Source organism: Butyrivibrio sp. (genome assembly GCF_024699075.1).
This window is the reverse complement of the sequence record NZ_JAILQF010000122.1, coordinates 1-14,934: the sequence shown is the minus strand read 5'-3', so window position 1 is coordinate 14,934 and position 14,934 is coordinate 1. Positions and strand designations below refer to the sequence as shown.

10 protein-coding genes and 1 pseudogene are annotated in these 14,934 nt (G+C 39.0%); 2 read left to right on the top strand and 9 right to left on the bottom strand.

What is annotated here, in order from left to right; translation table 11 throughout:
• Positions 1–285 precede the first annotated feature (285 nt).
• From K6G87_RS04795 to K6G87_RS04770, 6 genes are all read right to left on the bottom strand, one after another.
• Entirely contained in the window at positions 286–2,553 is a 2,268-nt protein-coding gene (locus tag K6G87_RS04795) for an ABC transporter substrate-binding protein (protein WP_296834572.1), read from the bottom strand.
• A complete protein-coding gene (locus K6G87_RS04790) occupies positions 2,528–3,853 on the bottom strand; it encodes an ABC transporter permease (RefSeq protein WP_296834570.1) in 1,326 nt (441 codons plus the stop codon). Before K6G87_RS04790 ends, K6G87_RS04795 begins: the two co-directional genes overlap by 26 nt.
• Positions 3,854–3,865: 12 nt before the next feature.
• Positions 3,866–5,896 carry an HlyD family efflux transporter periplasmic adaptor subunit gene (locus K6G87_RS04785; RefSeq protein ID WP_296834569.1) on the bottom strand — a complete coding sequence of 677 codons (2,031 nt, stop codon included), beginning with the start codon at positions 5,894–5,896 and terminating at the stop codon, positions 3,866–3,868.
• Positions 5,897–5,909: 13 nt separating this feature from the next.
• Positions 5,910–6,983, bottom strand: a complete 1,074-nt coding sequence (locus K6G87_RS04780) for a carbohydrate ABC transporter permease (RefSeq protein ID WP_296834567.1) — start codon at positions 6,981–6,983, stop codon at positions 5,910–5,912.
• Positions 6,980–7,957: a carbohydrate ABC transporter permease gene (locus K6G87_RS04775; protein ID WP_296834565.1), complete on the bottom strand. Its 978-nt coding sequence runs from the start codon at positions 7,955–7,957 to the stop codon at positions 6,980–6,982. Before K6G87_RS04775 ends, K6G87_RS04780 begins: the two co-directional genes overlap by 4 nt.
• A 373-nt stretch (positions 7,958–8,330) precedes the next feature.
• The gene (locus tag K6G87_RS04770; protein ID WP_296834563.1) at positions 8,331–9,347 is read right to left on the bottom strand and encodes a LacI family DNA-binding transcriptional regulator; all 1,017 of its coding nucleotides are present in this window, start codon (positions 9,345–9,347) and stop codon (positions 8,331–8,333) included.
• Between the two features lie 509 nt (positions 9,348–9,856).
• Between K6G87_RS04770 and K6G87_RS04765 the strand changes: the two genes are divergently transcribed.
• Positions 9,857–11,410, top strand: a complete 1,554-nt coding sequence (locus K6G87_RS04765) for a YifB family Mg chelatase-like AAA ATPase (RefSeq protein ID WP_296834562.1) — start codon at positions 9,857–9,859, stop codon at positions 11,408–11,410.
• Positions 11,411–11,439: 29 nt separating this feature from the next.
• Positions 11,440–12,570: a DNA-processing protein DprA gene (gene dprA, locus K6G87_RS04760; protein ID WP_296834560.1), complete on the top strand. Its 1,131-nt coding sequence runs from the start codon at positions 11,440–11,442 to the stop codon at positions 12,568–12,570.
• Positions 12,571–12,713: 143 nt separating this feature from the next.
• Here dprA and K6G87_RS04755 read toward each other — a convergent pair whose 3' ends face one another.
• The 3 genes and pseudogenes from K6G87_RS04755 to K6G87_RS04745 all read right to left on the bottom strand — a co-directional run.
• Positions 12,714–13,289, bottom strand: a complete 576-nt coding sequence (locus K6G87_RS04755; protein WP_296834557.1) for a hypothetical protein — start codon at positions 13,287–13,289, stop codon at positions 12,714–12,716.
• 43 nt (positions 13,290–13,332) lie between these two features.
• A complete protein-coding gene (locus tag K6G87_RS04750) occupies positions 13,333–14,394 on the bottom strand; it encodes a type IV pilus twitching motility protein PilT (protein ID WP_296834556.1) in 1,062 nt (353 codons plus the stop codon).
• Between the two features lie 132 nt (positions 14,395–14,526).
• A pseudogene (locus K6G87_RS04745) lies at positions 14,527–14,934 on the bottom strand (coproporphyrinogen III oxidase); the annotation flags it as partial.

Genomic DNA, 14,934 nt, shown 5'->3' with positions numbered 1-14,934 from the left:
AAAAATGATGTAGGTGTCAAAAGTACCTTTTGACACCTTATGACGGTCGGATTGTTCCGTTTCTACGAAACTCCCACAATCCTTACGTCATAAAATTGTTAAACAACAACTCAAAAATATTATACAATAATTCAATATTATTTTCATTAATAATGTTAAATTTTAAAAATGCTCCCGGAACCTTCATATAAGAAAGGCGCCGGAAGCATTTTTTAAGCTATTTTAGTTCAATTATTGTTGGCTTATATCTGTAATACCAGCTTAACCATAGATCATGGATTTTCATCAGCTGTTCTCATTAACATAGATACTGATCCTACTCTGAATAATTGAGACAACATCATCAACTGTCTTTTGATCATTAAAGTAAGCTGCTGCTTCTTCTGTTACTATATTAAGGATTTCTTCATCATATACGACATGGGCTGAAAGGGACTCAATAAAGCCAACCACATAATCTCTTTCTTCCTGGGTAAGAGGCGTGACTTCTATATCCTTACCGCCAATATAAGTTGTCTGTGTATATGTTTCCTCTTCTCCATCTTCATTGACCCATGTTGACGGTTTCATAGCTTCATCTGCCAGATCTTCAAATACGCTCTTCTTAACAGGGAATCCGCTGTACTCAGCTACTTTCTTCTGGAAGTCTTCAGTAAAGAGACTCTTTATAAATTCCCAGCAGCCTTCTTCTTTGGAAGTAGATGCGCTTATACACAGCTCATTATTAGGAATAATAGCACTTCCTGAAGCTCCGTCAGTAGGTAGTCCAATAAGTGTTACATCTTCACCGAATGTTCCTCTAAGAGAAGTCTGGTACTCACTAAAGGAACTCATGTACATAAGCTCTGCAAGAGCTTTATCTTTTCTCCAGTAATCAGAATAATCAAGTGAGTATACAGAGTTGTCTATCTCACTTGGGAACTCCTTCAAAAAAGCAAGGAATTCTTTGAATTCTTCTGAATCGAACTTGCACTCATGCTTATCCCAGTCAATATATGAGGATGCATTAAGATATATAGCCATTGTCATTACTGAATCTCTGGCATATCCTGGTCCAAACAGATCCTTGTAGGCTATGCCCTTGGAATCTGCTATCTGTTTCATATCATTAATCGTCCAGGAAGTCTTTCCACCAAGATCAGATGTAGCCGCTGCAACAGTATATACAGAAAATCCCGGAACAAGTGAATAAAGCTTTCCATCTCTTCTAAATGAATCGATTACATTAGTAAGGTAATCATCCATTACAAATTCGCTGTCAGCTTCAATAATCGGATCAAGATCCATAAACAATCCTTTTGAGATGTATGATTCCATAGGCATTTCGGTTGAAGCAATGATAATATCCGGAACATTACCGCCAACTATATCCGTATTGAGCTTGGTAACGCCTGCAGAATAGTCTGTATCTGTATCATACATTGAATAATCTTTTACAGAGATACGGTATTTAGGATTGGTCTTATTAAAATCAATTATAGCGCTTCTGATATTGTAATCCATCCAGTAGCAGCCAAGTGTGATCACTTCCTGAGACTTTGCCTCTTCTGCCGGCACCTTAACAATCTTCTTGAACTCATATTCAGTATTTTCTTCATTCATGACAAGAATAATATATTCTGTGTCTGAAACCTGAACAGCACCGCTAACATTGTCAGGATTTATATCTGAATCTATATAAGAACAGGAATATGTTACATCGCTGTCCCCAAAATTGTAGGTATAGATACCGGTGCTTGCAAGAAGCAAAAGGTCCGTAACTGTACCGGGATAGCAGCTTATATAATTACTCATACTTCCGGGGAATGATACATCGCCGCCCATCTTACCATCAGTAAGACTGAATTCCTTGAACTTATATCCTTCTTCCTCCCAATAATAAATATATAACTTATCATCTTTGGGAATTACCTCCTGGAAGTAGTCAAGTCCTGTATCAAACTTATTTACAAAGCTTCCATCACTATCTGAGAATAATGAGACTATTCCATCGCCATATGCAAGGATACCTTTTCCTTCCATATAAAAGATTCCTGAAAAACTTTCATTTGCTCCGTTCTCCGAAACAACTGCTTCATATTCAAGTTCACCGTCTGTATCATATTTATCTAAATAGTATATATCATAGCCATCCGAATCTTCGCTATATGAATACTCATCTTTGAGCACATAGACATTACCTTCTGCATCGCACTTTACATCACTTATATATACAGATCCTTCTCCGGATTCAGGCATTCCATTTATTTCAATCTGTTTTACATCAGATCCGTCATTCTTAAATCTTATGATTACATAATTACTGGTGTCATCAGTTTCATTATACGCACTTCCATAAGAAACGACATAATCGCCATAACCTGTCATGCTATATAAGCTTTCTGAATTTACTTCCTCAGAAAGTTCAAACTCTTCTTCCCTGAAAATATGATCATAATCAGCACTGCTATTAGAGTCTGAGGTGTCAGAACCCTTTTTTCCGCATCCGGTAAAAATAGTTGTTGTAAGTGCAAGGCATAAGATAAGACTAACTTGTTTTCTTGATTTTACCATTGCTTTTTCTCCTTTTTTGGTGAGATTGAAAGTCATATATCTTGTCATTTAACTTCTTTACAATATCTCTGGTTCTCCAGTTTCTATTGTTGTACCAGCTTACTACTATCCATACTAAAAGAAGGAAAGCTGCTACAAATAGTATAAGTTCAAGTACAACTATGATAGCAAGTATATCTTCCCAGCCTCTTGCGATATTTTCCCAATATGGATAGGAAAACTCAGTAAGCTGCATGGATCTTGAAGGAAATGATCTAAACACATTTATAAGCGAGGCAAAAGAAAATCTGGTCTTGGAATCAAGTACAACAATATCAGCATTATCTTTAAAGCCAAGCTTCTCTTTAACAAGACTTGTCGCATAATTCTCTACAGAATCCGGCATGATAAGTTCATAACAGGCAATTCCAGCTACCTCGTTAACATTTGTAGATACAATGCTCTGGCCTTGAGAACCTACTCTGCTGCCATAAGAAAGTGGTCCAACACTTCCTATAGAAGTACTGCTTCCAGAAGTATCACCTGACGATGTATCAGAAGATGATGTATAGGATGATGTACTTCCTGTATCTGTCGCCGAAGATGAATCTTCACTCCCCTGTTCTATCGTTTGGATCTGGCTTGAATCAAAACTACTTGAATCAACACTTCCATTTAAAACAAGTGTTTGAAAAGAGACAAATATTACCGGTTCACTAAGGCCGGCTGCTTTAGCTATCTTGCCGCTTTCTCTTCTTACTACACCGCAGATATAATGAGGTATACCATTTATATACACAGCCTGCCCTATGATATTATTGGATCCAAAGAGCTTCCAGGCAGTATCCTCGTCAATGACTACCTGATCTTTCATGTCACTTTCAGGATCAAAATAAGATCCTGTTACAAGCTGGACAGGATGCAGATAGAAGAACTTACCGCCAACTCCCATAGCTTTAACATCTACTGTAGTACTGCCATGAGCAAGAGTTACAGACCCGGGAGCACTATAGCTGTATATAAGCTCATCTCCCTCTTCTTTAAGAGCCGCTTCCTGCAAGGCTTTTAATATCTTGTAGTTGTACTCCTTAATGGCATTGGGAGTAACACTAAGTGAGTGATTAAAATAGATACTTATCTGTCCATAGCTTCCATCATCTGTCCAGGTTCTCCAACCGTTCTGATCAGGAAGTGAAGCTACCTTGGCACTTTTATATGCACCCAGAATAAAAGCCAGGAAAAGCACGACCACGAGTACTATGAGGCGCTTTGAATATGGTTTAAGCGCCTTTTTGACTTTAAACACATTTTTTTTAATCATATAAAACCCAGCTTACGAATTCGAATCCTGAAGTCTGACCTGATCACCTGATTGGATCGGAGCCGTGGAAGTAGTTATTACATATGAATAAGCTTCTATATTACCTGTTATTGCAGAGTTTGAATCATCAGAAGCTGTTACGGTCACATCTGCTCTTCTTGCTATGTAACGGTTTCCAAAAGGTGTGCTTCTGGATTCGAGGATCAGGATAAATTTGCCGTTATTATCTTCTCTTATAGCACTATTAGGTACGACCATATCATAAGTAACAGCATTCTCTCCAAGTACAAGGCTAAGACTCTGTCCTGCAGAAAGGTCTGAACCTGAAACTTCAAAGTTAAGAACCTTATGTCCGTTAGGATCAGTTGTATCATTAGTAATAGAAGTAAGTACTGCAGAAAGATCTGAATATGCCCATGCATTCTGAGCTGATGCAGCCTGGCCTACTTTAACCTTCTTAGCCTGCTCTGTTGTAACAGAAAAGCTCATTGTAAGGACCTGGCCCTCAAGCTGAATAGTTGCCATTGTCTCATTAGCCTTGGTATTCTCGCCTGCTTTATAAGCCAAATTAGTAATAGTTCCTGCAACGGGAGCATTTACAGTTGCACCTATAGCCGTCTCTTCAAGCTTATCAACCTTGGCCTGTGCCTGCTCATAATCAGTTCTTGCCTGAACCAGTTCTATCTCAGCTTTGATCTTGGCAAGGACTTCTGTCTTGGTCTTCTCTGCTTCAGTAAGCGCCTGGGCTGTCTGCTTCTTATTCTCTTCTGCAGATGCTATAAGGCCGTCATAGTAAGAGGCGTTTCTTGTTTCAAGATTTCCAAAATCGGCAAGCTTTGCTTTTTCTCTTTCTGCTACACCTTTTTTACTCTCTGCAACATATTTATTATCAATTGCCTCACGGTATGCGTTATATGCGCTTATAAAACTTTCAGAACTGTCTTCATAAACCTGTGCATCTGTTCCGTACATCGACTCAAATTCTGAAATTATAGTTTCATATTTAGTGATCTCTTCTGTAAGATCAGTGATCTGCTCTTCAAGAAGAGTCTGTTGATATACGATATCTGCATCAGACATCGTGGTTGTACCTGTAGTAGACTTATCTCTGTCTGAATCTGCAGTTACATATAAAGAAGCTATCTTCTTGTAGTATTCATATTCATCGATCTGTGCCTGGACATCAGTATCAGCCTGAAGTGCAGCACTATAATTATCATTAGCTTCAGAAAGTTCTTTTATGAATTTGTCAAAAGAAAGTGAAGCACCATTTCTTATAGAAGTAATATCCTCTGCAGGAATATCAGCCGAGAACATTGCAAGATCATATGCATCCTTGGCATCTTCTGCACTCTTTTTGGCAGTTTCAAGTTCTTCAGATTCTGCATCTTCTAGTGTATAAAGGACCTGATCCTTCTCAACTGTATCTCCAACTTTAACTTCAACTGTGGCAATCTTCCTTGTCTGCGTTATTACTACATCATAAGTACTACCAGCTGTAAGTGTTCCTGTTCCTCTTATTTGAGGAGATATCTCATTACTTGCAACATAGGCAGTTGCAACCTGAGGAAGAGTAACATTCATAATAGTATTAGAAAAAAGAGTCAGAAGAAGCAGTATAGCAAGAAACGCAATAGCTATATTTTTAATAGTATCTTTTCTCTTCTGAGCCCTATATTCCTCAGGAGTCATGCCCTTTGGAATTCTGGCATCTCTCTTCATCTTCTTGGCATTCATTCTTCTTGTCTCTTCTTCAAATGCCTTTTCAAGATCATCTGTATCATCTTCCAAGTCTTCATCTTCTATATATTCAGAATCTTCGAATTCATCCTGATCTACATTCTTACCAGATTTTTTACTCTTATTAGAAGATTTGCCAGAACTGTCTCTGTCAGTCTCTTCATTCACACTGCTCTTATCATGATCCGCATTATCATTAGAATTTTGATTTTCGTTATTACTGCTATTCATTTCCTCTTCTATCTCCATATTATCTGAATTATTCTTCAGGTCATTTACATCTTTTTCTTTATCTCTACTCATACTTCCTCCCCGTTTAACCTTTTACTCCGCCTTGATAAGTAATACCCTCTATCAGGTACTCTTCACCGTACATAAATACCAGCATTGGTAAGACCATATAGATAACTGCAACAGCAAACGCAAGTGAAATCTCTCCTGAATTGATCTTGGACAAGAATACCGAAAGCGGGTGCAGATAATCATCTGTCAGCAAAATAATTGGCTGCTCTACCATATTCCAATAGTCAATAAATATTAGAATTGCTATAGACACTATTCCGCCCTTGCAAAGCGGCATTGCTACATCTGTAAAAATGCTCCATTCATTGGCACCGTCTATTCTCGCAGCTTCAAGTACAGAAACAGGAATCCTCTTCATGAACTTGGTCAGCATATAAACAGCAAAGGGTGAGAATATACCCGGAAGCCATATTGCCCATCTGGTATCAAGAATATTAAGATATTCTGAAACAAGATAGTTAGGAACAAGTGTTACCTGGTATGGCATCATCATAATGATCACATATAGGAAGAAAATAACTTTTTTGACCCTTCCCGTGTATCTTGCAAAGCCATACGAAGCAAGTGATGACACCGCAAGCTGGAATATTACGATAGGAACTACATATATTACCGAATTCCAGAATTTAAACAAATAAGCAGGGCTCTTAAACAAAGCTACATAGTACTGGGACAAGGTGATAATATCCGGTATGAATTTAAGATTAACCGTCTTGGATACAAAAACCTTACCGCCTGTCTGAGTTGTTGCAAATATTGCTCCGTAGTTTGAACTAATCTCACTCGAAGCCATAAATGAATTGGTTATAGTAAGTACTATAGGAAGAAGGAATAATACAGCAAACAGGCCGCATATAGCCGTTCCTACTGCTATTTCAAGGATCTCAAATCTCTTTTTCCTCTTATGATCCCTTATAAACTTTCTGTATAGTGAAAGCTCTTTCCGGATCTCTGCTTTGGTGTAGGTGCGCTTTTCTTTGATCGCCTTTGGAGGTTTTGCGCCTTTAACGTCAAGCCATCTGTTCTGAGGAGCTCTCTCAACAATGCACTCTCTGTATTCAGTTGATGATTCATTATGCCTTATCATGAGTTCTCCACATCTTTACCAATACGTTCTTCTATTGTAAAAAGAACTGCTACGATCACTACCATAACTCCCGACATGAGGATTGCTGCCGCAGACAGATCCTGATAGTCGAGATTTCTGAATTTATTGTTCATATAATGCTGAAGTATATACAGCGACTCATACGGATAGTCACCTGTCATAAGATATATCTCTCTGAATACCTTGAAAGAATTGATAAGTGACATAAGCGCAACAAACACGATCGTAGATGACAGATACGTAAACTTAACATACCAAAAGGCCTGCCAGGAATTGGCATTTTCAAGCCTTGCAACTTCAAGCTGATCTTCCGGAACACTTGAAAGCGCTGCCATAAACAGGATCATGTTATATCCAAGATTCTTCCATAGGAAAAGAGCTATGATAACGATATAAGCCTGATCGGATTTGAGCCAGTCTATCTTGTCCACTCCAAAGATACCTATCACCTGGTTTACAAGGCCATTGTAGTGAAATAGCACCTGCCAGATAAGAACAATAGAAGCAATAGGAACCATCATAGGCGATAAGAACATGCTTCTAAATGCACTTCTTCCGGGGATCTTGTGTTCAAGTACTATGGCAAGGATAAGCGAGAGCACAACAGCAAGAGGAACCGCTATAGCTGAAAACTCCAAAGTGTGAAGTGCCGCCTTCTGAAAAGCTGCATTCCCAAGCACTCTTGAAAAGTTGCGAAGGCCGACAAAATCACACCTTGTTGGGTTATCAACAAGTGAATAGAAAATAACCACAGCAAAAGGTGCTCCAAAAAACAAAACTACGCCAATAAGACTAGGAATTATAAAGATAAAGGATGTAACCATATCTTTAAGCCTTACCGGAAGATATTTAGGTTGTGATGGTGATTTTTTTTGACGTTCGGAATAGGTCTCTGTCGTTTTCATACGAGCATTAGCCGACAAAAGATCGTTAAGCGATTTTAAAACTTTCAATTCTTCCCCTCTATGTTCACAGCTTACAAAATGTAAAGCCAAAACCCTTTTAAATAAAGTTAATAAAACCCACGTATATCGAACTTTCAATCCTTATTGTGAATAACAAAGTGAGCAAATAAGGTATTTATATTGAAAAGCAAAATGCAAACCTCAGATTAAAAGGCACATCCAGCCTTCAAATTATCTTATCACGAAACAATGAACAATTGCAATTTTCGTGATAAGATAATTGATTATTCGATAATCTCACTATACAAGAGCTTACTGAAAAATCGCTTAAAGAATCATATAAAGAAATTATTTTTTGTACTTATTATTTTCATTCCAAAGAGAACAATACATATATTTGGTATATATATTTGTGTTTATTTTAGTATTTATCAATCTTTCTTGTGCTCTCCCTGAGCATTACTTCGTAGGTCTTGAGCATTTTGTTGGATACATTTTCTCCGCCTATTTTCTGAAGAAGGGTTCTTGCTGCAACAGCTCCAAGATTCCTGTCATTAAAGTCAAGAGATGTAACAGCTGGCTCAGAGCCGCTAAGAAGTGTCGAGTTATAAAATGACGCTATCCTAAGATCCTCAGCAATTCTGATATGCTCATTCTTACAGATATCGATAACCCTGAGCGCATAAGTATCATCCATGCATATAAGGCAGTCCACATCAACCGTCAAAAGATATGACAGTATATCAGAAATTCTCTTATCAGTATTGATATCAAGGAAAATAATAGATGTATCAAGCGTTACACCTGCATCATGAAAGGCTTTTACAAAGCCGCCATACCTTGTTTTTGTAATTATATGATTGCTGGATCCTCCTATAAGCGCAATACGCTTATGACCCTGATGAATAAGTGCACTTGTAAGCTCTCTGCAGGCTTCAAAATGATCATTGTCTATCTGGACAACTTCATCATCTTCACTTGAACCGATACATACAAAGGGCACACCTGAGCTTTTTAGAAATCTTGTAGGCATGTCATTAACAAGTGTTCTTGTAAGAATGACGCCATCTATTTTGCCTTCTTCTACTACCCTTTTAAGATTTTCTATATGATCATTTACAAGAAGTGAGATCATGACATCATAGCCTTCATCAGACATAACCTCTACAATTCCTGTAAGTACATTCTGAAAATATGGCATCTCAACAAGTTCATAATCACCAGACCATGTAACTGCAATATTGTGTGTTGATCTTTGCGCAAAAGTCTTCTCCGCATTCCCATACGGTTTATAATTATACTTTTCAACATAGTCGTGAACTTTGTCGATTGTAGCCTTGCTGATACGTCCCTTCCCTGAAAGAGCTCTTGAAACTGTAGTCTTTGAAACACCAAGAGCCTCTGCAATATCACTTATTGTAAGCTTGTCTCTACCCATAATTTTCACCTTAACTCTCTTATTATTAATTCCAACATCCTTGCAATTTTATTACCTTGAGCAGCGCTGCTCCCATAACGCAACAAAACTGCGCAAAATTTTATATGTTCATATCTGTACTATAGCTAACAACGCTACAAAAGACAAGTTGTATAGATGCTGAAAATACGTTTACAAGATTGGTTATTATTACAAAAATCAGCATTTTACTATGCGCACCAATTGCGCAGCAACTACTATACCAATAAAATACTTGATTATGCTTTTTGCTTATGCTATATTTCATTTCGTGCATATCAGCACATTTTTGTGAATTCATTTCACAGATGGTAATTATGGCATATGCCTGATCATTGATTACCATTATTTTCCTAAATTTTGTTTGAAAGATCTTCAAACACCAAATTGGTGTCATTTTTGCGCCAGTACAAGGCTGTTAGTATTTATATTACTGCCTGGATATTAGGTTATTTGGAAATTATAAATCTGAAAGGAGTCATTTTTATTTTATGTTCAGCACCATTAAGGCAGGTGCCATCAATGGCATTCACAGCTATCTCATGCAGGTCGAAGTCGATGTATCAAATGGCCTTCCCTCTTTTAACATGGTCGGTCTTCCAAGCACAGAAGTAAGAGAAGCCCAGGAGCGCGTTAAGGTCGCTCTCAAAAATTCCGGAATCACGATTCCCTCATCTCATATCACGATCAACTTCTCTCCTGCTGATGTCAGAAAAGAAGGCGTAAGCGTAGATCTTCCTGTTGCCATAGGAATACTTGCATCACTTGGAGAAGTCAGTGAGGATAAACTCAAAGATACTATAATCATAGGCCAGCTGGGTCTTGACGGAGAAGTTAAAGGGATAAAAGGTGTTCTCCCTATCGTACGTACAGCAATAGAAAATGGCTGTAAAGTCTGTATCCTTCCCAAGGAAAATGCCATGGAAGGCGCTGTTGCAGGAAGCGGGATCAAGATCGTAGGAGTTTCATCGCTAGCAGAATGCGTAACATATCTTAATTCCAAGGATTCAGAAAAAGACCTGCTTATAAAGCCCACCGTTATAAATATTGATGAGCTTTTTGAAAAAGAAGCACTGTCTCTGGATGTAGACTTTGCAGACATCAATGGGCAGGCTGCCCTAAAAAGGGCTATGGAAGTTGCAGCTGCAGGTTTTCACCATGTTCTTATGGTAGGACCACCAGGCTCTGGTAAAAGCATGATCGCAAAAAGGCTACCAACTATTTTGCCTCCCTTATCCAAAGAAGAAAGTCTGGAAGTATCTACGATCTATTCGGTAGCAGGTCTTCTGCCTGCAGACAAAGCTCTTATCACTGAGCGGCCTTTTCAGTCACCACATCATTCAATAACTTCATCAGCTCTTACAGGAGGAGGACGAATCCCTCAGCCCGGCGTAATATCTCTTGCTCACAGAGGAGTTCTTTTTCTGGATGAGATTGCAGAATTTTCAAGGATTACGCTTGACCTTCTAAGGCAGCCCTTGGAAGATCAGGAGGTTCATATCGCAAGAGCAGGCGGTAACTTCACGTATCCTGCAAGCTTCATGCTGGTAGGCGCCATGAATCCATGTCCCTGCGGATACTATCCAGACAGAGGCAAGTGCAGATGTACCGAAAAGGACATTGCCCACTACCTGTCACATATATCAGGGCCCATTCTTGACAGGATAGATATATGCGTTGAAGCTCCAAAGATCGACTTTTCTGATCTTTCAAGTTCAAGTAGCGCCAACGAATCAAGTAAGACTATAAGAGAGCGCGTCATGAAGGCAAGAGACATTCAGAAGGAGCGTTTCAAAGGAACAAGCCTAAGGTTCAACAGCGATATGACTCCATCAGATATTTCCAAATACTGCGTCCTCGGCTTCAAAGAACAGCGCATGCTTGAAAGATTATACAAGCAGCTTGGTCTCTCCGCCCGCTCATATCACAGGATCATTAAGCTCGCAAGGACCATTGCCGATCTTGAAGCAAGCAACACTATCAAAGATGTGCATATCGCAGAAGCTGCGTGCTATAAAATGGCTGATCAGAAGTACTGGAGCTGATCAAATATAAGAAAGTAACAGGAAATAATATGACAGAACAAGAACTCATCGATTATTATATGCTCGTAAATGTATACGGGTTAGGCAAAAAATCTCTTCATAAACTTTTAAACACATATAAATCCGCAAGCGACATACTCGCACTTCCGGATAATGAGATAGATAAGATCCTGCCTGCAAAAACAGCAGAGAACTTTAAATATTCCAAAAAACATTGGAACAAAGAAAAAGAATACAAGAAAATGCTGGATATGCAGATCCGCATGATTCCGTATGATGATGAAGAATTCCCGGATAAGCTAAGGACCATACCGGATCCTCCAGCTTGTATATTTGTAAAGGGCAAGCTCCCTCAAAACGATATTCCATCTGTTTCCATAGTAGGAGCCAGAATGTGCAGTGAATACGGTAGATATGTTGCAAGGCAGTTCGGCCTTGAGCTAGCCGAAGCAGGAATCCAGATCATAAGTGGAATGGCACTTGGAGTTGACGGCATAAGCCAGAAAGCAGCCCTTAAAGCCGGCTATCCTTCATACGCAGTTCTTGGTTGCAGCCCTGAAATATGTTATCCGGACAGTAACCGTGATATCTACGACATGTTATGTCAAAACGGTGGTATAATTTCTGAATACAAGCCAGGTACAAGTCCGGAGGCACGTCTTTTTCCAATGCGCAACCGCATCATTTCAGGCCTTTCTGATATAGTACTGGTGATCGAAGCAAGAAAAAGGTCAGGAACCCAGATAACTGTTGATATGGCGCTAGAACAGGGCAAGGAAATATTCGCTGTCCCGGGCCGAATTACAGACAGGCTTTCAGATGGTTGCAACGAGCTTATAAGGCAAGGCGCAGGAATTGCGCTATCGCCTGACGACATCATTCAAAGCCTCGGAGATATCGTAACAAAGCCTATACCAGGCTCATCTAATGAACCTTCAGGAAGTAACTCATACAATAGCTTTAAAAATCTTTCTCCTTTGGAAAAAAATGTTCTTGATGTAATGGATATCTATCCCATGTCCGCAACCCAGATTGCTGAACTCTTGGAAAAGAACAAAATAAAAGAGCCTGTAAGCGTAATACTCCAGACTCTTACCATGATGCAGATCAATGGTTTTATTGAAAGCAAAGGCTCTTACTATGTCAAAAAAGTAAGATAAAAAAGACATTTCATGCAGTCTATGCTTATGTCTTGTACTTTATTAAAACTATAAAAAGACCATCATCTAATTGGCACATACCCTCTTTACTAAGCATCCGGTAAAGAAAATACATATCATTTAGATGATGGCCTTTTATCTTATCACTTATTGGTAGTATCGATCACATTGCCGCAATATTCACACTTAACTATTGTATTGTCAGGAAGTGACCTTGTTGCGCCGCAGCACGAACATGTAACTGTTCTGTATCCCTGATCTGAATATTTTCTGATCCTGTCGGGAAAAGAAATTCGGCCTGATGCATCATCAATTATAATATTGCCAAAATATCCTCGATCAGCATATCTGTGAATCCTATCAAGAGTTTCATCATAAGGTTCACCCGTACTGTCTGCAAGTCTTCTGACAGAGCCAGTCTCATCATGCTGAAGAAAACCAATGTATCTTCTGAAGTGGCGAATGCTGTATAAATGATGTGTTCCTGAACCAATTCCAAAAAGACCAATTATAGCAGAAAGAGCTATAAGAAGGCCTTCCATGATCATATCGTTAAGGTCATATCTGACCCATCTGTATGTAATATCACATACAAGATTTATGATTCCATAAGCGCATAAGCATACGCCTATAGCAATTTCATACTTACCAATGCGCTCCAATACAAGAACGCGTGCCTTGGCCGCGCTCTGCTTTATTACCCCTACCCTGCTTTCCATATATCCTCCCTCTTAGGATTCCATCAGATTACCCCTTTGAAATCTAATGGAACATCTTCATCTGCATTGTATCAGGATCCTGTGCGAACTGAATCGCCATCTCTCTTGATATTCTTCTGCTTTGATATAGCTGGATGATGGCTTCATCCATAGTCATCATGCCAAGCTTACGGTTAGTCTGCATTACCGTGATAAGCTGATGTGTCTTGCCTTCACGGATCATATTACGAACCGCGCTGTTAACATGCATTACTTCAAATGCTGCAACTCGCCCGCTTCCATCTGCAGTTGGAATGAGCTGCTGTGAAATAACAGCTTCAAGTACGTTGGCAAGCTGTATTCTTACCTGTTGCTGCTGATGTGGTGTAAATACATCAATTATACGGTCAACTGTTGTAGCAGCACCAATTGTATGAAGTGTAGAAAGAACCAGGTGACCGGTTTCTGCAGCAGTTATGGCTGTCTGAATAGTCTCAAGATCTCTCATCTCTCCTACAAGTATTACATCAGGATCTTCTCTGAGCGCCGCTCTTAAAGCTGCAGCATACGAATCAGAGTCAAGTCCTATCTCTCTTTGGTTAACTATAGATTTACTGTGGTGATACAAGTATTCTATAGGATCTTCAAGAGTTATAACATGTGCTTCTCTATTTCTATTGATAAGATCAATTATTGAAGCAAGAGTTGTGGATTTACCTGAACCGGTAGGCCCTGTAACAAGGATAAGTCCTCTCTTTCTCTGATACAGATCTATAACCGATGATGGTATTCCAAGCGTTTCTGCAGGAGGTACCTGTGTTGCAACAAGTCTTAGTGCGAGCGCAACAGATCCTCTTTGCTTAAAGACATTGACACGGAAACGTCCTATTCCTGCTATGGAAAAAGACATATCATGCTGGCCATGGGCTTCTAAAGACTCCTTCTGTCTCTCATTCATTATAGAATCAGCAATAGCCTGGGTATCCGGCGGCAGCATCTTACCATAATTATCAAGAGAAATAAGCTGCCCATTCACTCTCATCTTGGGTGGTATTCCTACTGTGATATGAACGTCGGATGCATTGGCCTCTTTGGCCGTTAGAAGAATATCGCGAATGTCTGCCATATATCTTTGACCTCATATTCATGATAAATAACTCTTGCCAATAAACGAAAAAATGTAATTATATTTTACTACAATACATGATATAAGTACAAACCAAAATTAAAATCATTCAGATGGTGTCAATTATGATCATTAATCAAGCAAAAATTCAGACAGGACAGCATTGCTTAATTCAAGGCCCTTCTCGGTGAGTTTAATATGATCATTTTCGATAACAATTAGTTCTTTATAACAAAGATCATCTATGATAGAGCCATATACTTCATTTATGCTTTGGCCAAATTTTTGTTCAAAAGCAGTTACTGAAACACCCTCATCCATTCTGAGCCCAAGGAACATAGTTTCTTCCATGCAGGCCTTTTTGCTTAGTTCTTCATGTTCTAAAAGAGGTCTATCCATTTCATTTTTATGTATATCAAAATCATACCAGTAGTTACAGTACTCATTTATATCATCTGTATTTGTAGATCTGACATCGTCTATCATCCCTGCTGCGCCGATTCCAAGGCCAAGATATTCTGCTCTCTTCCAGTAGGCTTT

What these genes read in the sequence shown, in the direction of transcription:
- K6G87_RS04765 (WP_296834562.1), top strand. Translation starts at nt 9,857, where the DNA reads ATGTTCAGCACCATTAAGGCAGGTGCCATCAATGGCATTCACAGCTAT.
- K6G87_RS04770 (WP_296834563.1), bottom strand. Translation starts at nt 9,347, where the DNA reads ATGGGTAGAGACAAGCTTACAATAAGTGATATTGCAGAGGCTCTTGGT.
- K6G87_RS04780 (WP_296834567.1), bottom strand. Translation starts at nt 6,983, where the DNA reads ATGATAAGGCATAATGAATCATCAACTGAATACAGAGAGTGCATTGTT.
- K6G87_RS04785 (WP_296834569.1), bottom strand. Translation starts at nt 5,896, where the DNA reads ATGAGTAGAGATAAAGAAAAAGATGTAAATGACCTGAAGAATAATTCA.
- K6G87_RS04755 (WP_296834557.1), bottom strand. Translation starts at nt 13,289, where the DNA reads ATGGAAAGCAGGGTAGGGGTAATAAAGCAGAGCGCGGCCAAGGCACGC.
- K6G87_RS04795 (WP_296834572.1), bottom strand. Translation starts at nt 2,553, where the DNA reads ATGGTAAAATCAAGAAAACAAGTTAGTCTTATCTTATGCCTTGCACTT.
- K6G87_RS04790 (WP_296834570.1), bottom strand. Translation starts at nt 3,853, where the DNA reads ATGATTAAAAAAAATGTGTTTAAAGTCAAAAAGGCGCTTAAACCATAT.
- K6G87_RS04750 (WP_296834556.1), bottom strand. Translation starts at nt 14,394, where the DNA reads ATGGCAGACATTCGCGATATTCTTCTAACGGCCAAAGAGGCCAATGCA.
- dprA (WP_296834560.1), top strand. Translation starts at nt 11,440, where the DNA reads ATGACAGAACAAGAACTCATCGATTATTATATGCTCGTAAATGTATAC.